This window comes from Devosia sp. ZW T5_3 (genome assembly GCF_044987315.1).
In the GTDB taxonomy this organism is placed as follows: domain Bacteria; phylum Pseudomonadota; class Alphaproteobacteria; order Rhizobiales; family Devosiaceae; genus Devosia.
Window position 1 is genome coordinate 168,334 of the sequence record NZ_JBJDRE010000004.1, and the last position, 19,191, is coordinate 187,524.

Below are 19,191 nucleotides of genomic sequence, written 5' to 3' on the forward strand. Positions count from 1 at the left end.
TCAGATTTCCTCGGAGAAGGCGGCGAGCGCGGTGTGAAGGTCGGCCAGATAGCCGGGTTTGTCGATGGATTTGGGTGTGGTTTCGAGCAATTTCGCGCCGGAAATGAGGACGGCAAGACGCTCTGCCATAGGCAAGGGGTGGATGGCGTCGTGCTGGGTGCCGATGACGAGAGTGGGCACGGTCAGCGCGGCCAAATCGGGCTCGGTGATGCCGGGGCCGTCGGCGGCGATGGCTTGCAGCAAGGCGGCAGTGGTGGCGATCGGTTGGCGCTCGAAGAAGCTGAGCAGGGAAGCGAGATTGTCGGGCGCGGTTTTGGCGAGATGATCGTAAGTGGGGCTGGCGTGGAAGGTGGCGCGGGCGGCGTCTGCGGGCATTTGGGCGAGGAGCGCACCGACCTCCGCATTGGGCTGCATATTGGGTGGCGCGGCAGCGGCGATCCAGGCGGGCCGGACTAGAGCGAGGGCGCGCACCAGATCGGGGCGGTGGACGGCGAGGCGCGTGGCGATGGCGGCGCCCATGGAGATGCCGCCGAGGATGATGGGGCCGAGGCCCAGTTCGGTGATGAGGGCGGCGATGTCAGCGGCGAAAGTGGCGATGGAGAGGTTTTCCAGCGGGCCGGCTTCGGAGGCGCCGTGGGCGCGGCATTCGAGAGTGATGAGGCGGAGGCCGGTGGGGATGGCTTCGCGGGTCTGGTTGATGTCGCCGCAGAGGCCGTGTTGGAAGAGAATGGGCGTGGCGGAGCCGCCGCTGTCGTACCAGGCGAGGGAGACGCCGTCGCGGACGAGGGTCTGGCGTTTCATGACAAGGCTTGTCGCAGGAAGGTGGCGACGGCGGAGGCTTCGTCCGCTTCGAGGCCGTGGGCGATCAGGTCGCCCCTAAAGCCGATGGCGCGGAGGCGGGCGATATAGTGGAGGTAGTCGAGGACGCCGGTGCCGGCTGTGGTGAAGGCGCCATCCACGGTGCGGTCTTTGGCGTGGCCCATGACGATGCGGTCGGCCAGAAGATCGACGGCATGGGCGATGATGTCGCGCTGTTCGGGCAGGGTTACGTGTTCGAACAGGTTCGCCGGATCGAGCACGATGGCGAGGGATGGGCTGGCGATGGCGTCGAGCAACTGGCGGGCGCGGACAGCCGAGTCCACGACATTGGCGAGTTCGGGCTCGATGCCGAGGCGGACATTGTAGCGCTCGGCAATGGCGGTGGCTTTTTCCATTTCGGTGAGCAGGTCGCGCCAAGCTTCGGGGCTGTCATTGTCGGGGTGGCGGCGCCATTGGTCGTGGGGGTCGCGGGTGCCAGTGCAGAGGGTGATCAGGGTGGTGCCCATGGCGGCGCTGGATGCGGCGAGGATTTCGAGGCGGGCTAGGCCCTTGGCGCGGATGGCGGGATCGGGGTGGATCATATTGTAGGTGCCCGAGACCGCGGCGATGGCGAGGCCGGTTTGCTCGGCAGCATGGTGGACGGCTTGGGCCTGTGCGGGGGTGATGGCGTCGGGCATCGAGGGGAGGCCCGAGCAGGCCATGTTGTATTGCACGGAGGCGAAGCCGGCAGCTTTGGCTTGGGCGAGGACCGTTATGGGATCGGCGCCGGGAAAGGTTTTGGCGAAGATGCCCAGGCGCATCAGAGGGCTCCCGCGACGTCGGCGAGGCGGACGGGCTGGCCTGACTTAACCGAGTGGGCGATGGCGACCATGGCGCGGACCGAGGCGATGCCGTCTTCGATATCGGCGCCGGTCTGGGGGGCGCCGGTCAGGATGGTATCGGCAAAGGCTTCGAGCTGGCGGCGGTAGAAATGGCCATCGGCGCCGAGGGTGCGCGAGCTGGCGCCGGTTGCTTCGTCGAAAATGTCGACCTCGCTGGTTTTATAATACCAGGGATTATAGGTCTTGCCGAGAATGGAGCCGTTTTCGCCATAGATCTGGAAGCCCTCGTGCCAGTCCATGCGGACGGCGACGGTGAGATCGAGATGGCCCAGCGTGCCATTGGCGAATTCGACATCGATGAACCAGCAGCGCATGCCGGCGCGATTGGAGAGGCGCGCATGGACGGCGGTGATTTCGCCGGCGAAGTAGCGGGCCGTGTCGACCAGATGGCTGCCATGGGCGAGCATGTAATAGCGGTCGAGATCGGCTTTGGGGTTTTCGGCGGGCTTCTTGGCGGCGGCGCTGGCGATGATCAGGGGCTGGACGGCGTCGGTCATAGGATAGCGATGGGTGCTGTCGCAATACCAGGCCTTGAGGGCGACGAGTTGGCCCATGCCATTGTCGATGAAGGATTTGGCGGCCTCCAGGCCCGCGTCGAAGCGTTTCATGTGGCCGACCTGGAGGCGTTTGCCTGAGGTGGCGACGGCGGCACGCAGGCTTTCGGCCTCCTCGATGGAGGTGGCGAGGGGCTTTTCGCAGAGCACATGCTTGCCGGCTTCGAGGGCGCGAAGGGCGGCGGGGACGTGGAAGGCATCGGAGGTGGCGATGATCACGGCTTCGAGGTCGGGATCGGCCAGCATGGCATCATAGTCGGAAAAGCTTTTTTTCGGGGCGTGGGTGGCTGCCATGCGGTTGCGCAAATCGTCGGCCACGTCGCAGATAGCGTAGAGCTCGGCGTTTGCCGCCTTGGTGCAGCTTTCGAAATGGGCTGCCTGGGCGATGGCGCCGCAGCCCAGCACGCCGACACGCAGCAGCCGCTCCTGCTTTTTGGGCATTTTCGATGTGCTCCCGCCGCTCGTCGAATACGCCATTGCCGGGCGGTTCGATAATTTGTTAACTTAAGAAACATAATGGCGACGGAGTTGTGCTGTCAACATGGCGCCGCTAGAGCTTGGTGAGTTTTACGCCGTTACGGAAACCGGAAATATGGCCAATCAGTCGCTGGTGCGGCACATCAATGAACGGCGGCTGCTCGGCATTTTGCGGGTCAGCGGGCCGGTGTCGCGGGCAGAACTGGCGCGGCGGCTATCCCTCACGCGGGCCTCGATCACCGGGATGATCGATGACCTGCTGGCGCGCGGCATGGTCAGCGAGAGGGCGCGCGAGGACAGTCCCGAGCGGCGCGATGTGGGGCGGCCGGGGATCGATATCGCGCTGGAGCCGAAAGGGGCTTATTTCTTCGGCGTGGAAATCGGGGTGGGCGTGCTGCGCTTTGCTCTGCTCGATCTGGCAGCGGGCGTGGCCGAGACTGACGAGATGCCGTTTGATCGGGGGCTGGCGCCGGACCAGGTGGTTGCGCTGGTGGCGGACAAGCTGGCGAGCCTGACGCTCTATCGCGACACTATCCGGGCGATGGGGGTGACCGTGCCGGGGCTGGTGCGGCGGGATGGGCATGTGATCAACCTGCCGATTCTGGGGTGGAAGGACGTGAACCTCGGGGCGCTGATTGCGGCGCGGATCGATTTGCCCTGCCATGTGGAGAACAATGCCAATGCGGCGGCGTTTGGGCATATTTATTCGGACCCAAGGCCGCATCATGGGGTGGTGGTTTACCTCAAGATCGGGACCGGTTGCGGCGGCGCGGTGATCATTGACGACAAGCTGCTGCGCGGGGGCAATGGGCTGGGGACGGAGTTCGGCCATTTGCGGATTGCGGCGGATGGGCCGCTGTGTAGCTGCGGGCAGCGCGGGTGCATGGAGACTTTTGTGAATTTGAAGGCGCTGCAGCGCTACGCGACCAATCAGGATGTCGATGAGGCGGCGACTGATCCGCAATTGCCGGCGCAGGTGGCGGCGGGGCTAGCCAAGGGGGACCCGGATGCCGAGCGGGCGGTGACCACGCTGGCGGGGCATTTGACCGAGGGACTGGTGGATATCACCAATATTTTTGACCCCGATGAGGTGGTGCTGGGAGGGGCCATGCTGCCGGTGCTGGATGCCGTGGTTGAGCGGGTGGCGGGGCCGCTGGGGCGGCGCATGGTGCCGGGGATGAGCCTGCCGCTGCTGACGGTGTCGCGGATTGGGGCGTTTGAATGTGCGATCGGGGCGGCGGCCTTGGCGCATCATGAGGAGTTTGATCTTTCCAACCTCGATTTGCGGACCTAACCCAAATCTTTCCTGTAAAAATTGTTCTTTGCCGCGCGTCAAACAAGATTTGACATGGCTGGCTGCTGGTGGCAGCAAGGAGCGGACAGTGCAGAGGAAAAACACAGATGACGCGCATGGCAATTCGGACGATGGAAGAGTTTGCCAAGGCGGTGGGGCTGTCGCGGCCGACGGTTTCGAAATATTTTCAGGACCCCAGCTCGGTGCGCGTCAAGGTGCGCGAGAAGATCGATGCGGGGCTGGCCGAGACCGGGTTCCGGCCCAATCTGTTTGCGGTCAATCTCAACCGGCGGCGGTCCAAGATTATCGGGCTGGTGTTTCCCAGCTCGCTCGACCCGTTTTACATGGGGCTGCGGCGGCGCATCGAGGCGGAGGCCACGGCCGCTGGATATTTGCCCTTTGTGTTCAGCTCGGACGGCCGCGGGGAGCTGGAGGCCGAGGCGATCGAGACGCTGACCTCGCTTAATGTGGCCGGAGTGATCATGGCGCCAGTGGGCGGGCACGGCGCACACCACGACAAGGTGCGGGCGCTGGCGCGCAATATTCCCATCGTATTCATCGACGCGCCATTTGACGCCGAGGAAGCGTTTGTCGGCACCAATAATGCGCAGAGCATAGCGCTGATTACCGACTATCTGACACGGTCGGGCGACAGGCCGGCCTATTTCGACATGCCGGTGGTGAACAGCAATACCATGGAGCGGCGCGCGAACTATATCGCCACGATGCAGCGGCGGGGCCTGGAGCCGTTGCTGATCCCGGTGGAGCGATCGGAGACCTGGGAATTTGAGCGCTATGCGTTCGAGCAGACCAATAAGGTGCTGGCAGCGGGCGGGTTTCCCAGCAAGACGGTGTTGTGCGGCAATGACCGGGTGGCGTTTGGCGTGTTGGCGGCGGTGAACCAGGCGGGGCTCAAGGTCGGGATCGGGCCGGATTGTGATCTACGGGTGGCGGGGCATGATGACCAACCGCTGAGCGAATATATCTGGCCGCCGCTGACCACCGTGTCGCAAAACACCACAGAGATGGGGCGGCTGGCGATTATGCTGCTGCTGTCGAAACTGGACAATTCGCGAGTGTTTGATGACCCCCGCATGCAGGGGCAGCATATTTTGTTGAATGCGGAACTGGTGTTGCGGGCTTCAGCTTAGACGGGGGGTTAGCCCCCCACCATCAGCTTGACCACCTCGTCGTGGGTTGTTTCCGAGATTTTGCGCTCGCCCGCCTGTACCCCGCGCCGCAGCACGACGATGCGGTCCGACACCGCAAAAATGTCCTGCAGATTGTGCGAGATGAAGATCACCCCCCTGCCCTGCGCCTTGAGTTGGTGGATCAGCGAGATGACCTTGCGCTGTTCGGGGACGCCGAGGGCGGCGGTGGGTTCGTCCATGATGAGGATTTGGGCGTCCCAATAGACGGCGCGGCCGATGGCGACGGCCTGGCGCTGGCCGCCGGAGAAATTGCTGACCGGGGCTTCCATGCGGTTCACATGGAAATCGAGCAGGGCCATGGTGGATTTGGCGGCGTCGGCCATTTTCTTGCGGTCGAGCACAGGCAGGAAGCCGAAGGCTTTGCGCATGGGTTCGCGGCCGAGAAAGATATTGGCGCCGATGGAAAGATTATCGGCCAAAGCCAGGTCCTGGTAGATGGTCTCGATGCCCTTGTCGCGCGCCTCTTGTGGGGTGGCGAAGCTGACGGGTTCGCCGCGCAGGCGGATTTCGCCTGAGGATGGCTTGTAGACGCCGGAAATGGCCTTGATCAGTGTGGTTTTGCCCGCGCCATTGTCGCCGGCCAGGGCCACGACTTCGCCGGGGCGGACCACCATGGAGAAGTCCTTGAGGGCCTGCACAGCGGCGAAGTTTTTCGAAAGATTGCGGACGTCGAGCAGGGGTTCGGCTGCATTATTCATCGATGCGCCCTCCGGTGAAGCGGCGTTGCGCCTGGTCGATGAGGACCGAGATGATGATGACGACGCCGACACTGATGAACTGCCAGAACGGTTCGACATTGACGAAAACCAGACCGTATTGAATGACCGCGATGACCAGCGCGCCGGCCACGGTGCCGAAAATGGTGCCCGAGCCGCCGAACAGGCTGGCGCCGCCAATGACCACGGCGGCCACGCAATCGAGCAGCAGGGGTTCGCCGGCCTGGGCGGCGCCGGCACTGAAGCGGGCGGAATAGACCACGCCAGCAAGGCCCGCGCACATGGCGGACAGGATATAGAGCCGCAGCAAGTGCCATTTGATGTCGATGCCGGCGCGGCGGGCCGCCTGGGCATTGGCGCCGATGGCGTAATTGTGCTGGCCGAAGCGGGTCTGGCTCAGCACGTAATGCATGGCGACCACGAAGATTGCCGTGATGATGACGATGTAGGGCACATTGAGGAACTTGCCATTGCCGATGGCGGCGAAGAACTCGTTGCGCACGGGAACGGTGGTGCCGCCGGCCAGCAGAAACGCGACGCCGCGGGCTACGCCGAACATGCCCAATGTGCCGATAAAGGGCGGCACGCGAAGGCGGGAGACGAGCAGGCCATTGACCACGCCCGGCAGGCCCGCGACGAGCACGGCGACCAGCGCGCCGAACAATACGGCGAGTGGGAAGCCCATGCCGGGCGTAGCCCAGTTGATGACATGGGCAGCAACAACCGCCGCCAGTCCCATGATGAAGCCCAGCGACAGATCGATGCCGCCCGAGATGATGACGAAGGTCTGCCCGGTGGCGAGCAGGAGCGGGGCGACCGCGAAAATAGCGATGGACTGGATGTTGAACGGATTGAGAATGAATGTGCCGCCGAAGCTGACACGGGCCCAGATTTCAAAGCCGATGATCAGCGCAGCAAGGAAGAGCCAGGCGCGCAGATTGGCGATGCGCTGCATCCAATTGAGCGCGCGTTCAGCGTGATCGGCTTGCGGGGCTATATGAGTGGAAGCAGACTGAGCCTGCGGAACTGAAGCGGTCATGGTGTCACCTGATCCGGCGTCGACGCAGGTTGCCCCGCGGACTGTGCGTTATGGCAAGGCGGCCCGCGGCATTGCCGCAGGCCGCCCCGGTGAGGCGTTACTCGTTGTAGAGATACTTGGCGATTTCAGGATCGGCGATATTGGCCTTGTCCATGATGGTAAAGCCGGTGCCGATCGAAACCGGGATTGACTGGCCCGTCAGATGGGCAAAGGCCGAGACCACGCCGTAATAGCCGATTTCGGCGGGGTGCTGGGCAATGGCCACGTCAACGAGCCCGGAATTGATGTTGTCGACGATGCTGACGGGGGCATCGAACGCCACCACCTTGATGGTGCCGCTCTGGCCGGCCTGCTGGACGCCATTGGCGGAGCCGAGGGCGGAGAACAGATTGGCCCCGAACACACCTTTGAGATCGGCATTACGGGCGAAGACGGCCTGCAATTGGCTGGCCGCATTATTGGCGTCGTTCTTGTTGAACTGGGTTTCGAGCACTTCCACTTTGGGGAAGTTCTCGGTCATTTCCAGCTTGAAGCCTTCCTCGCGCTGATCGGTGGTGGAAATGCCCGGATTGACGTTGGAAACGAAGACCTTGCCTTCCCCGCCAATGGCATTGGCGAGGGCACGGGCGGCGATGCGACCGCCAAGTACGTTGTCAGACGCGATGTAGGAGAGCGGGAAATCCGCGTCGCCAGCGCCGGTCTGGTAGGAGCCCGTACCAATGAAGGTATCGACCGTGATCACCGGAATGCCGGCTTCATTGGCCTTGCGCAGCGGTTCGATCAGCTGGGTCGTGTCGGTGGGGGCGATCAGAATGGCGTCGGGTGCGCGGGCGATGATGGCATCGAGCACCGGCACCTGGGTGACGGGGTTGAAATCGGGCGCGCCCTGAAACACCAGCTCTACGCCAAGGGCGTCAGCGGCCGCCTGGGCCCCTTTGCGCATGGTGATGTAGAAGCCATCAGTGGTCAGGCCCGGGATCAGCGCGATGGTGAATTTCTTGTCCTGGGCAAAGGACGGGCCGGCGGCCAGGCTGATCGTGGTGACCAGCGCGGCAGCGGCTACGGCCTTGAGAATAGAACGGCGCTCCATGGTTTTCCTCCCTCATTGAGCTGTTCGTTGACAGTCATTCGGCTGGCCAAACTGATTTGTTTGTCCAGTTAACATATCTCATCCCGACGCATCGAAACCGTCAAGTGAAATTTTCTTCTGCAATTTACTTCACACAAAGCAGCCGTCAAGACCTGTCGCATTTTGCGACGCCGGGCATGCGGATGATCGGTAAAGCTTCTGTCCTCCGCGGCTCCGGTTGTTCCGGATACCGCCCGTATAGACTTCACGGCAGGGCCGCCGTGTCAACACGGTTTAGGCGCGCAAATATCAATTTTTACGCGGAGAAAGATTAGAAGCCCGTTGCCACCACGTTTGCGGTCATTCCGGCGGGGGCCGGAATGACTTTGTGGATGGGACGGACTGGGAGTACTGCCCGAAGCGGAATCTAGCCCAGCGTATCGAGGATTGCTTCCGCCGTGCGGGCATCCGTGACCAGCGCGCTGATGAAGCCGGCTTTGGCGGCGCCGATGATGGCGCCGACTTTGTTTTCGCCGGCAGCGACGCCGATGACCAGGGGGGCGGCGCGGAGTTGGGCGGGGGAGGCCGCGATCATGCGGGACTCGCCTTCCCACTGGATCAGTTTGCCGTCGCGGTCGAAATAATGGCGGATCACGTCGCCAACGGCATTGCTCAGCGATTGCTCGCTGGGCGTGGCGGCGCTGGCTTCGGGGGCGTTGACGGCGTGCGGCAGGCCGACGCCGACAATGGCGGCGTCGATGCGGTCCCACAGGGCGACGCTATCGGCGATGGACGGATCGGCGAGGAAAGCAGCGCGGGTTTCGGCCGAGGGCAGATAGGGCGCGTGGATGAAATGGGGCGTGCCGCCCATGTGCCCGGCAGCGAGGCGGACGAATTCGTTGACCTGAAAATGCGACGCATGCTGCTGCATGCCGCCCGTCGCGGGCACGGTGATGATGCCCGGCAAGGGCGGAAGCCCAGCCTGCATGACGGCACTGACCGCCCTGCCCCAGCCGATGGCCAGCACGGAGCCGGCGCCCAGGCCCACTTCCTTGAGCAGATCACCCAGAGGTGTAGCCAAGGCTTCGAGCACGCCGGCGGCAGGAGCGTCGATAACAGCGGCCCGCTCGAGGCCCAGCCCGGCGATCAGCCGATCGCGCAGGGCTTCGGGGGCGACGATGTCGCGGATTTCGATGCGCACAATGCCTTCAACGCGGGCGCGCTGCAGCAGGCGTGAAATTGTGGCCGTCGACACGCCCATGCGCTTGGCGATGTCGACCTGGCTCATATCGCTCTCGTAATGCAGCTTGGCGACCGCATGCATCATGGAGCGGGAAACGCCTGCATCCCCGGACTGCGAAGACAGCTTGAAATTCCTTTCAGCAATGTGTTACATCGTCGGCAACGATAACCCTTATCGCCCAAACCCCGCTGTTAGGCAATTGCCGCGCAAAACACCGTTTTGCGTGACCGGAGCCTCTTTGTCGCAATTTATGAGGAGCATATTCGACATGGCACGCATGACCACCGCCGAAAAACGCGGCTACCACCAGATTTGTGGACAAGATGGCGCGATGATGGTGATCGCCTGCGACCAGCGCGGGGGTATGCGCACGCTGCTGGCGCCGGACACGGAGGCGCAGGCCAGGATCAGCAATGAAATGCTGGGCAATACCAAGGCCGATATCACGCGTTACCTGGCCAGCCAGGCGTCTTGCGTGCTAGTGGACCCGATCTGCGCGGTGCCGCAGGTGGTGGATGAGGGCGTGCTCTCGCGCGATACTGCACTGCTGATCGGGCTGGATGCATCGGGGTGGGATGTCTCGCCCGAAGGCTACCGGATTTCCAAAATGGTCGATGGTATCACGGCCCGCCGGGTGCGTGAGCTGGGCGGCACGGGCGGCAAGATCATGATCTATCTGCGCTCGGACACGCCGGCCGCCAACACACAGAACATGGCGACGCTGGAACGGGTTATTGCCGATTTCGCCAGCGAGGACCTGTTGCTGGTGGTGGAATTTCTGACCTATGCGTTCGAAGGGGAAAGCAAGGAGGCCTACGCGGCCAAGATTCCTGAGCTGATCCAGGGCGGCACGCGGCTTTGCCTCGATGTGGGTTCCAAGGTGCTCAAGCTCCCCTACCCCGGCTCGCCCGAATCCTGTGCTGAGGTCACCCGGCTGTGCGGGGAAGTGCCGTGGGCGATCCTGTCGGCGGGGGTGGATCACGCAACCTTCTTGCAACAGGTCGAGATCGCCATGCACAATGGCGCCTCGGGGGTGATTGCGGGGCGTTCCTTATGGAAAGACTGTATCTCGCTTGATCGGGCCGAGACCAAGCAGCGGCTGGAGACCATTGCCGTGCCACGCCTGCGCGAAATTCAGGCGGTGATTGCCCGCTATAGCGCCCATAAGACGCGGGTCGCCTGAGCGTTGGGAGCGTGCCATGGGGCAGACGGCTATTGGCGTCGATATCGGGGGCACGCATGTGCGCGCCGCCCGGGTCAGCAACAGCGGACAGATATTGGCCAGCGTGCGGGCGCCGAGTTCGGCTGATCCGCAACAGGTGCTGGCCACCACGATCGATCTGATCGGCCAATTGATGGTCGATGGCATTGCCGGCATTGGTGTCGGCGTGCCGGGGCGGGTCGATGGCAGCACGGGGACGGTGTTTTCGGGCGGCTATGTCGATCTGTCGAAGCTGCCCTTCGCGCAGCTATTGCGCGAGGCGACCGGGCAATTCGTGGCGCTGGAAAATGATTGCAGCATGGCGCTGCTCGGCGAGGCAGCGTTTGGCGCTGGGCAGGGCAAGCAGAACCTCGTCATGCTGACCATCGGCACCGGCATTGGCGGGGCCGCACTGGACCATGGGCATTTGCTGCGCGGGCGGAGTACGGCCGGGCAGTTCGGACATGTGGTGGTGGCGCCTGATGGGCTGCTCTGCGCTTGCGGGCGGCGGGGGTGTGTGGAGACACTGAGCTCCGGCACGGCGTTTGGCCGGCATGTCTGCGAGGCGGGGCTGCCGCCCGGCACCAATGCCGACACATTGCTGGAACGCCGCGACCAGGGCGATGCGCAGGCATCGGCGGTGTTGACTGCCTGGGCGGGGCCGCTGCGACGGGCCATTGATGGGCTGGTGGCGACGCTTGATCCTGATCTGGTGCTGCTGGGTGGTGGCATGGGCGGACGGGCTGTGGCGGCGCTGGCGGGGATTCCGGCGGAGAATTGCTGGTATCAGAGCCCCATTGTGGCGGCGCAATTGGGCGACGACGCTGGCGTGATCGGGGCGGCGCGTTGTGCCATGGACAGGTTTGCTGCGCGCGGGCGCAAGCGCGCCGTGCTGGTCAATGGCGTGCCGGCGAGCGGCAAGAGCCAGGTGGCGCATGCTTTGTCGGCACAAACCGGATGGCCGTTGCTGACGCTCGATACGGTCAAGAACCCGTTTCTTGAGGTGATCGAGGGGGTGGGCCGGGAGTTCAACCGCACGCTGGGCAAGGCGAGCTACAAGGCGATCTGGTCGCTGGTGGCCGATGCACCGGCGGGGACCACGGTGATCGTGGATGCCTGGTTCGGGTTTCAGCCGCGGGACTTGCTGGAGAGCCATCTGGCCATGGCGGGGGTGAGCGAGACGCTGGAAATCTGGTGTTCGGCACCGGCCGACGTGGTGGTGGAGCGCTATGCCAGCCGGTTGGAGGATCGGCTGCCGGGACATCCGGGGGCGGCATATTTGCCCGAATTAGCGGCGCTGGTGACACGGGCCGAACCCGTGGGGCGTGGACCAGTGTTTGACGTGGACACGACCAAGGCGACCGATATAGGGGCGATGGCGAGCTGGATTGCGGGGCATTGGCCGGAGGCGCTTTAGGTTTGTTTGATATTCGCGCGGAGCAGATTACCCGAGCAACGGCGCTTGTCGGTACCGCGACGGGTCGTCCTGATCGGGCAATATCTCCGCTCCCGCGATCGGCAGCACCACCCTCCGCCACTCCACGCCATTAGTGCTAGTCCTAAAGTTGATTTGCCGCCGCTTGTGGCGGGGCGGTGAACGCTATATAGCGTTTCTATTGTGTGAAGCCGCCAGAGCAATAAGGCGGTGAGGTTTTCGGTATTTTGTGCAAGTCGTGGCACTGGAAACGCTGTCGTGCGTTTACCAGTTGCTTGAACTCATCCATTGCTGAAAATTTCACTATAGACGTTAGGGTAGTTTTCCGAGGTTTGCGATAGACGGCGCGGAGTTGCCAGTATCGCAACGTTTGGGGCAGGAGCCAGAACATGAGCCAGGACGGACACGACAAGAAAGGCGCCGCAGAAAATGGCGTCGGGGCACCCGTCGCCAATCTTCGGAGCCAAATCTGGAGCCGTTGGCCTACTGGCATGACCGCGCTGGCCGTGATCGTCCTCGCCTGGGTCGGCGTCTACCTGCTGTGGAACGGCATTATCTTCGTCTTCGCGCGATAACCCTCCGCCTCCCATCCTGCCAATTGTGATCATCTCATGATCACGTGCCCGCATGACAGCCATGCGCGTACGCTGTTGCCTGCCCCACATAATCGTGATCATTTTGATCCCGCAAACATGCGCTTGATTTGCTTTTGAGCGAACCGCGCCTTTGCAGGACCAAACCGACAGAAGTCGGCAAACATCAAGCGTTTGCTACGAACCCTCGCAGCGGAGACATCCGGGCGGGACTGCGGTAATCACGGCCCCCCGCCCTGCGGCACCGGGGCATCATCGCAAACCATTACAGCTGGACACGAAAAGCACAGTAGCAACTCGAACTACGTTCAACATGGCGGGTGAACAAAAATGTCGATAGTCAACGCAGGCCTCGATCTCTCGGGCATCGAGACCCAAACCAAGTCGCCCAAGGGCGGCGCGCTGAAACGAGCATTCGATGTCACGATTGCATCCATCATGCTCTTTTGCGCGCTTCCGGCGATCTTTTTCATCATGGTCACCATGTTCTCGATTGATCGGGGACCGGTATTTTTCTCCCATGAACGGGTCGGACATCGCGGCAAAAAGTTCCGCTGCCTCAAGTTCCGTTCCATGATCGTCAATTCCAAAGAGGCGCTGGAACGGCACCTCGAAATGTTCCCGCTGGCCCGCGAAGAGTGGGAAGCGACCCAGAAGCTGCGCAACGATCCGCGCATTACACCGCTGGGCAAGTTCCTGCGCGACACCAGCCTCGACGAATTGCCCCAATTGATCAACATCATCCGCGGCGACATGAGCCTGGTGGGGCCCCGTCCCATCGTGCAGGACGAAATCGTTCGCTATGCCAATGACATCACCGCCTACGCCAGCATGCGTCCGGGTCTGACCGGCCTGTGGCAGGTTAGCGGCCGCAGCGACGTAGACTATGAACAGCGCGTCCGACTCGATGCCGAATATGCTCGTAACTGGTCCTTCATCGGTGACATTGTTATTATGCTGCGCACCGTCAAGGTCGTGCTGATGCGCACGGGCAGCCGCTAGACTACAGGAGGCGATGAATGGCTTCGATCCTTTCCGTCGGCACACGCCTCTTCCGCACCCGTGATCCTTCGCGCGACGCCAGCACCGACAAGGACCGTTTCATGACGGTTCGCCGCTCGCTGCTGGCGGCAATCGAGGGGGCCCAGCGGGAACGCGAAGGCCTGCAGACACGCCTCGACGTCTACTATGCCCAAGCCACCAATCTTATCGACAATTCGGGCGAGTTCGGCACCCGCTCGGAAGAAGACGAAGGCGCCATCGAGGATGCCGAGCGCAATGCCGCTGCGGCCCGCCTCAGGATCGGCCAGATCAGCGAGCATATGCAACAGCTCAAAACCGTGCTGGCCACTCTCGACGCTACGGCGCCGCAGGCCTGACGGGACAAGCCGGCGCCTCCTGGCGCCTGGCAATCTTTCGAACCGGAGCTCGCCATGCAGCCCACGCGCGCACAGCAGGGGATTCCGACGGTTTCCGTCATCATGGCGAATTACCGCGGCGGCGCGACATTGGCGCGTGCGCTGGAATCCGTGCTGGCCCAGACCATGGGCAATCTCGAAATCATCGTTGCAGACGACGCTTCGCCCGACGATAGCGTGTCGGTAGTAACCTCCATCATGGCGCGCGACGAGCGCGTGCGGCTGCTCGCCTCGCCGCAGAATGGCGGCCCGGCCCGCACGCGTAACCTGGCGCTGGCGCGGGCGCGCGGGCAATGGATCGCCATCGTTGACTCCGACGATATTGTGCACCCCGAGCGGCTCGAACGGCTGCTGGCAGCGGCGGAGCATTTCAGGGCCGATATCGTGGCCGATGACTTGTTGCATTTCCATGAGGACGGCAGCCCGCCGACCCTGCTGTTGGCCGACCACGACAAACCATTACCCGTCAGTGCCGAAGCCTGGGTGACCGCCGGCATGGACGGCAAGTTGCCCGCGCTCGGCTACCTCAAGCCGCTGATCCGTGCCGAGGCGCTGGGTCTGCTGCGCTATGACGAAACCCTGCGGATCGGGGAAGACTACGACTTGCTGCTGCGCACGCTGCTGGCCGGCGCCAGCATGTGGATCGTGCCCGAGCCCTGGTATCTTTATCGCCGCCATAGTGGTTCGATTTCTCACCGCCTATCGGCCAACGATGTTGACGCCATGCTGGCCAATCAGGCGCAATTGCTGGCTGGGATCAAGCCCGAGGCCGGCCTGGCCCACGCCTTTGCGCAGCGCCGCGATGCCTTGCAAGGCGCGCTGGATTTCGGCCGTCTGGTGGAGGCGATCAAGGCTCGTTCACCGGGCACCGTCCTCAAAATCATTGCGCGGCGCCCTGCCCTGTTGCGGCGGCTATGGAACTCGTTCACCCAAGGCCGGCAGCGCCGTGCTGCCACGCCGCAGATCGCGGCGAGCACCGGGCTGCTGAACCTCGATAAACATGCCGCCCTGCCGACCTACGTGCCGAGCCAGGATGTGGATTGGAGCTGCTTCCGGCGCGATCCGACTTGGCTGGCGCTCGCCACCCAAGGCGTAAGCGCTCACCAGATCATCGCCAAGGACGCTGCCGCCCGCTATGCCGCCGGATTCATTCCGGCGGCCGCTGCGCCCACGCCGATCCGTAACCAGCTCGCGACCAATGCGCCGGCGGTGGCGACATGACACGGCTACTGCGCCGCCGCGGCATTGCCGGGCCTCTGGTCGATATCGATCTTGCCGCCACCTTCACCGTGCTGGCCCTGTCCGGGCTGGTGCTGAACGCCTTGGTCGGCTCGTTAGCCGCCATGGCATTCCTCGGCTTTGGCGGGCTGCTGCTGATCAGCGACCCGCAGCAAAGCATCACGCTGATTGCCCGCTGGTGGTTCCTGCTGCTGCTGCCGGCCTATTGCATGCTGTCGACGTTGTGGTCGCAATATCCCGAGATCACGCTGCGGGCCTCGATCCAACTGATGATCACACTCGCCATCGCCGTAGTAATGGCCGGACGGGTTAAACCGACGACTCTCGTGCGAGCTCTCTTCGTCGTCTACGCCGTGGGGATATTGGCCAGCGTCACCATCGGCAATCGGCCGTCCGGGGCGCCCTGGCTGGGCATTTTTGGCAGCAAGAACGCCTTTGCGGCCCATATCGCCGTCTTCGCCTTGACCTCGCTGGCGGTCGTCGTCGATCGCCATGCCGGGCTTTTGCTGCGGCTGGGGGCTCTGGCCGGCCTGCTGATTTCCGGGCCTTTGATGGTCCTGGCGCAATCGGCTGGCGCCATCATGATGGTCGTGCCCTGCGTCGCCGTCATGGTGCTGCTGCTGCTGACGGGGCGCCTGACCGGCAACCAGAAGCTGTTCATGACGCTGGGCGTCATCATCGTCGGAGCGGCCTTGGGCCTGTTCATCATGGCCAATGGCCAGACGCTATTGTCGGAAATTCTCGAAGGTTCGGGCAAGGACCCCACGCTGACCGGACGTACGGACCTGTGGGCCACAGCCTTCACCTTCATCGCCGAGCGACCGCTGCAAGGCATTGGCTTCCGCGCCTTCTGGGTGGCCGGATTTGCGCCCGCCGAACAGCTCTGGGCCATGTTCCTCGTGCCCTCGGGTTCGGGCTTCAACTTCCACAACACCTATATTTCCAACGCCGTGGAAATCGGCCTGATCGGCGTCGGGCTGCAGGCTTTCCTCATCTATGGCGGCTTCCTGCTCATCATTGTGGCCACCATCCTGCGGCCCAATCCGCAAAACGCGTTTCTGGTCGGCCTGCAATTGCTGGTCATCCTGCGCAGCTTCATCGAGGTCGAAGTGTTCTTCGAGTTTTCGGTGCGCTCGATCCTGGTGGTCGTGACCTTCATCTATGGCGCCCAGGGCGTGCTGCATGAATTGCGCGCCAATCGCCGCTCTCCCCTGCCCGCGTCGCGGCAGGTGTATATTCGCCCCATCGGAGTCCAACCATGACTGAAACTAATTCCGGCCTGGTCCAGATTCGCACGCCCACCTACAAGCGCCCCGTCGCCCTGCAACGCGCGCTGCAATCTATGATCGACCAGACCTGGGCCAATTGGGTCTGCGATGTCTATGACGACGATGCCGCCCAGGCGGGCAAGGCAGCGTGCGAGAGCTTCAACGATCCGCGCATCCGCTATCACCACAATGCGCCGCAGCGCTTTGCCTCCAAGAATATCGACCACTGCTTCACGGCCGAAAATCCCAATGACGCCGACTATTTCTGCGTGGTGGAAGACGACAATCTCATCCTGCCGGATTTCCTCGCCGAAAACATGCGGATCTGCCGCGAGGACGGCGTCAATGTCGTGCTGCGCAACCAATATGTCGAGCACAAGAGCGGCACCACGGCGGCTCATTTGAGCGTCGGCGGCGTGCTCGATGACCTGTTCGTCGAAGGGCTCTACCAGCCCGACGAATTCCGCCTGTCGCTGCTGATGGGCATTGGCGTGTCCAATGGCGGGCTGTTCTGGTCGCGCAATACGGCATGCCAGCTCGAGATCGGCTTTGGCTGCACCGCGACACTGCAGGAATATATGCGGTCGTTCTCGATCGTCGAGCCGATCTATGTGGCTATGACGCCGCTGGCTGTGTGGGCGGAAAACGCCGAACAGACCACGCGTAATGCCGAACTCAAGGCCTCTTATCTGCGGCGCGAGCTTGATTTGAAGCGCTCGGTGCAGGAATTGCAGCGGCTGGCCTGGCAGACCGCCCCCAAGGGGCTGCGCGACGGCTTCATGACCAATCCAAAATGGGCAGCCCAGGCGCCGACGCGGGCCAGTGGCCTCGCCAAGGCGCTGATCATGGACGGCGCCTCATCGGCCATTGCCTTCAAGGACGCGCTGCGCCTGCGGGCGCGTGGCCTCGCCATACGCCTCTTCGGCCGCACCACACCGGATTTCCACGCCTTCGTGCAATCGCGGCTGCCGGCCGTGCAACGTTGAGTAATTCCGCCCCCACGGGCAGCAAATAACCGGCCCGTATCGAGTAAATATGAGTGTTACCAATGAGATCGGTCGCGGCCCTGTGCTCGACCATGTCCGCACCAACCGCTCCGGCGCAGCCATTCGTGGCGTGCTGTGGTCGGTGGTCAACAGCTTCGCGCCGGCCGCGCTGGGCATCCTGGTCTTCATGGCGACCTCGCGCGTGCTCTCGCCGGCCGAATTCGGCATTGTCTCCTATGCCGCCAGCATCGCCATGCTCGGCACCGCCATCGCCCCCGCCGGGTTCAGCGAAGCCATTATCCAGCGCAGCAAAATCGAGCCGCGCCATCTCGATACGGTGTTCTGGCTCTGCACCGGAGCGGCGCTGCTGATTTATGCCGGGCTGTGTTTTGCCGCCTTCCCGCTGGCCAATCAGCTCAACGAACCCATTCTCACCGCCCTCCTCCCCTTTATCGGCATCAGGGTGATTTTCGACATGGCGGCAGCGGTGCCCAATGCGCTGCTGGTCCGCTCCATGTCGTTCAAGAAGCTGGCGATGCGGACCACCGTCGCCTCGGTCGTGGCGGCGCTGCTGTGCCTGGCGCTGCTATGGCTGGGATTCGGTCTCTGGGCACTGGCTTTCTCCCAGCTCGCCACGGCCATCACCACCTGTATCGGCGCGCTGGTCTCAGTACGCTGGCTCCCCAAATTCCGCTTCAGCTTCCAGGCCCTGCGCGAGCTGGCCAGCTTTGGCCTCTTTGCCTCTGGCAATCGCATCATCACCCTGGTCAGCATCGATCAATTGCTGATCGGCACGTTACTCGGCCCCGCCGGGCTTGGCATTTACAGCTTTGCCCGCCGCATTTTCCAGATATTGACCGACCTCATCACCGGCGCGCTGAGCTCGGTGTCCTACGCGCTGCTATCCTCGCTGCAGAACGAGCGGGACAAGTTGCGCGAGGCCTATTTCCTCGGCACATTTGCTTCGTCGGTGCTGTCCTTCCCCGTCTTCATGGGCTTGGCACTGATCGCCGACGATTTCGTGCCCCTGGCCTTTGGGCACAATTGGGTGGAAGCGGTTCCTGCTGTGCAGGCCTTTTGCCTGCTGGGCCTGATCACCAGCATCGGCGTGCTGCAGTCCTCGCTGGTCAAGAGCCAGGGCCAGGCCGATTTGTGGTTCTATTACCTGATCGGCAAGCAGGTCACGACGGTGCTCTACGTCGTGCTGTTCTACAAATGGGGCGTCAACGCACTGACGCTGGCCCTTGTCATCCAGAACTTCATCATGTGGCCGCCCTCGGTGCACATGGTCATCCGCATCCTGCGGGTATCGGCCTGGGCCTATCTGGGGACCTTCGCCACGCCCGTGCTGGCGACAGCGCTGATGATCGGCGCGGGAATTTTTGTGAAGCTGGAGCTGGTCGACGCCCACCCCGTGCTGCGGCTGGCGGCAACAGTGGCCGTGTGCGCGGCAGTGTATGGCGGTGCAATCCTGGTGCTGGCCCGCAAGCGCCTGCTGGCGGTCAAGGGCATGGTGCTGAAGAAGCGCAAGGCGAAAGCGTAGGGGGAGCCCCGAGCTGCACCCTCCCCATCGAGGGGGAGGTGCTAGGCCGCGGGTAACCCAAGTTCCAGTTCTACTCACGGTGTCATTCCGGCGCAGGCCGGAATCCATGCTGAAGGCCCTCCACGGATAGCTGTAGTGGAGAGTTCACAGAATGGATTCCGGCCTGCGCCGGAATGACATTGTGGGTGGGGCGGTTGAGTGCCCC

Annotated in this window: 18 protein-coding genes; 11 read left to right on the forward strand and 7 right to left on the reverse strand. The window is 63.1% G+C overall.

All coding sequences use genetic code 11. The features are described from left to right. Genes ACI3KW_RS06715 through ACI3KW_RS06725 form a run of 3 tightly spaced genes read right to left on the reverse strand, consistent with a single transcriptional unit; the run spans position 1 to position 2,695 of the window. A complete protein-coding gene (locus ACI3KW_RS06715; protein WP_404847430.1) occupies positions 1-801 on the reverse strand; it encodes an alpha/beta fold hydrolase in 801 nt (266 codons plus the stop codon). Beyond that, entirely contained in the window at positions 798-1,619 is an 822-nt protein-coding gene (locus ACI3KW_RS06720) for a sugar phosphate isomerase/epimerase family protein (protein ID WP_404847431.1), read from the reverse strand. The genes ACI3KW_RS06715 and ACI3KW_RS06720 overlap by 4 nt, the downstream gene beginning before the upstream one ends. Continuing rightward, positions 1,619-2,695, reverse strand: coding sequence for a Gfo/Idh/MocA family protein (locus ACI3KW_RS06725; RefSeq protein WP_404847432.1), 1,077 nt, complete (start codon positions 2,693-2,695; stop codon positions 1,619-1,621). Before ACI3KW_RS06725 ends, ACI3KW_RS06720 begins: the two co-directional genes overlap by 1 nt. Positions 2,696-2,846: 151 nt before the next feature. On the opposite strand from ACI3KW_RS06725, the gene ACI3KW_RS06730 reads away from it, so the two are divergent. Both ACI3KW_RS06730 and ACI3KW_RS06735 read left to right on the forward strand, forming a co-directional pair. Continuing rightward, the gene (locus ACI3KW_RS06730) at positions 2,847-4,025 is read left to right on the forward strand and encodes an ROK family protein (protein WP_404847433.1); all 1,179 of its coding nucleotides are present in this window, start codon (positions 2,847-2,849) and stop codon (positions 4,023-4,025) included. Between the two features lie 131 nt (positions 4,026-4,156). After that, complete coding sequence (locus ACI3KW_RS06735; RefSeq protein ID WP_404847544.1) at positions 4,157-5,176, forward strand: LacI family DNA-binding transcriptional regulator; 1,020 nt, start codon at positions 4,157-4,159, stop codon at positions 5,174-5,176. 8 nt (positions 5,177-5,184) lie between these two features. On the opposite strand, the gene ACI3KW_RS06740 is transcribed toward ACI3KW_RS06735, so the two are convergent. From ACI3KW_RS06740 to ACI3KW_RS06755, 4 genes are all read right to left on the reverse strand, one after another. Beyond that, a complete protein-coding gene (locus ACI3KW_RS06740; protein WP_404847434.1) occupies positions 5,185-5,934 on the reverse strand; it encodes an ATP-binding cassette domain-containing protein in 750 nt (249 codons plus the stop codon). After that, complete coding sequence (locus tag ACI3KW_RS06745) at positions 5,927-6,991, reverse strand: ABC transporter permease subunit (RefSeq protein WP_404847435.1); 1,065 nt, start codon at positions 6,989-6,991, stop codon at positions 5,927-5,929. Before ACI3KW_RS06745 ends, ACI3KW_RS06740 begins: the two co-directional genes overlap by 8 nt. 97 nt (positions 6,992-7,088) lie before the next feature. After that, positions 7,089-8,081 carry an ABC transporter substrate-binding protein gene (locus ACI3KW_RS06750; protein ID WP_404847436.1) on the reverse strand — a complete coding sequence of 331 codons (993 nt, stop codon included), beginning with the start codon at positions 8,079-8,081 and terminating at the stop codon, positions 7,089-7,091. Positions 8,082-8,487: 406 nt separating this feature from the next. Beyond that, positions 8,488-9,387 carry a sugar-binding transcriptional regulator gene (locus ACI3KW_RS06755; protein ID WP_404847437.1) on the reverse strand — a complete coding sequence of 300 codons (900 nt, stop codon included), beginning with the start codon at positions 9,385-9,387 and terminating at the stop codon, positions 8,488-8,490. A 184-nt stretch (positions 9,388-9,571) separates the two neighbouring features. On the opposite strand from ACI3KW_RS06755, the gene ACI3KW_RS06760 reads away from it, so the two are divergent. The 9 genes from ACI3KW_RS06760 to ACI3KW_RS06800 all read left to right on the forward strand — a co-directional run bounded on the left by ACI3KW_RS06760 (position 9,572) and on the right by ACI3KW_RS06800 (position 18,986). Then, complete coding sequence (locus ACI3KW_RS06760; protein ID WP_404847438.1) at positions 9,572-10,486, forward strand: tagatose-bisphosphate aldolase; 915 nt, start codon at positions 9,572-9,574, stop codon at positions 10,484-10,486. A gap of 16 nt (positions 10,487-10,502) precedes the next feature. Beyond that, complete coding sequence (locus tag ACI3KW_RS06765; protein WP_404847439.1) at positions 10,503-11,921, forward strand: ROK family protein; 1,419 nt, start codon at positions 10,503-10,505, stop codon at positions 11,919-11,921. A gap of 407 nt (positions 11,922-12,328) precedes the next feature. Beyond that, positions 12,329-12,514, forward strand: a complete 186-nt coding sequence (locus ACI3KW_RS06770; protein WP_113121993.1) for a hypothetical protein — start codon at positions 12,329-12,331, stop codon at positions 12,512-12,514. A 348-nt stretch (positions 12,515-12,862) separates the two neighbouring features. Beyond that, entirely contained in the window at positions 12,863-13,534 is a 672-nt protein-coding gene (locus tag ACI3KW_RS06775) for a sugar transferase (RefSeq protein ID WP_113121992.1), read from the forward strand. 17 nt (positions 13,535-13,551) lie between these two features. Next, positions 13,552-13,911: a hypothetical protein gene (locus ACI3KW_RS06780; protein ID WP_113121991.1), complete on the forward strand. Its 360-nt coding sequence runs from the start codon at positions 13,552-13,554 to the stop codon at positions 13,909-13,911. 54 nt (positions 13,912-13,965) lie between these two features. After that, positions 13,966-15,171: a glycosyltransferase family 2 protein gene (locus tag ACI3KW_RS06785; protein ID WP_404847440.1), complete on the forward strand. Its 1,206-nt coding sequence runs from the start codon at positions 13,966-13,968 to the stop codon at positions 15,169-15,171. Then, positions 15,168-16,451 (forward strand): O-antigen ligase family protein, encoded by a 1,284-nt coding sequence (locus ACI3KW_RS06790; RefSeq protein WP_404847441.1) that lies wholly within the window; start codon positions 15,168-15,170, stop codon positions 16,449-16,451. The genes ACI3KW_RS06785 and ACI3KW_RS06790 overlap by 4 nt, the downstream gene beginning before the upstream one ends. Continuing rightward, complete coding sequence (locus ACI3KW_RS06795) at positions 16,448-17,443, forward strand: glycosyltransferase (protein WP_404847442.1); 996 nt, start codon at positions 16,448-16,450, stop codon at positions 17,441-17,443. Before ACI3KW_RS06790 ends, ACI3KW_RS06795 begins: the two co-directional genes overlap by 4 nt. Positions 17,444-17,492: 49 nt before the next feature. Then, positions 17,493-18,986, forward strand: a complete 1,494-nt coding sequence (locus tag ACI3KW_RS06800; RefSeq protein WP_404847443.1) for a lipopolysaccharide biosynthesis protein — start codon at positions 17,493-17,495, stop codon at positions 18,984-18,986. Positions 18,987-19,191 lie beyond the last annotated feature (205 nt).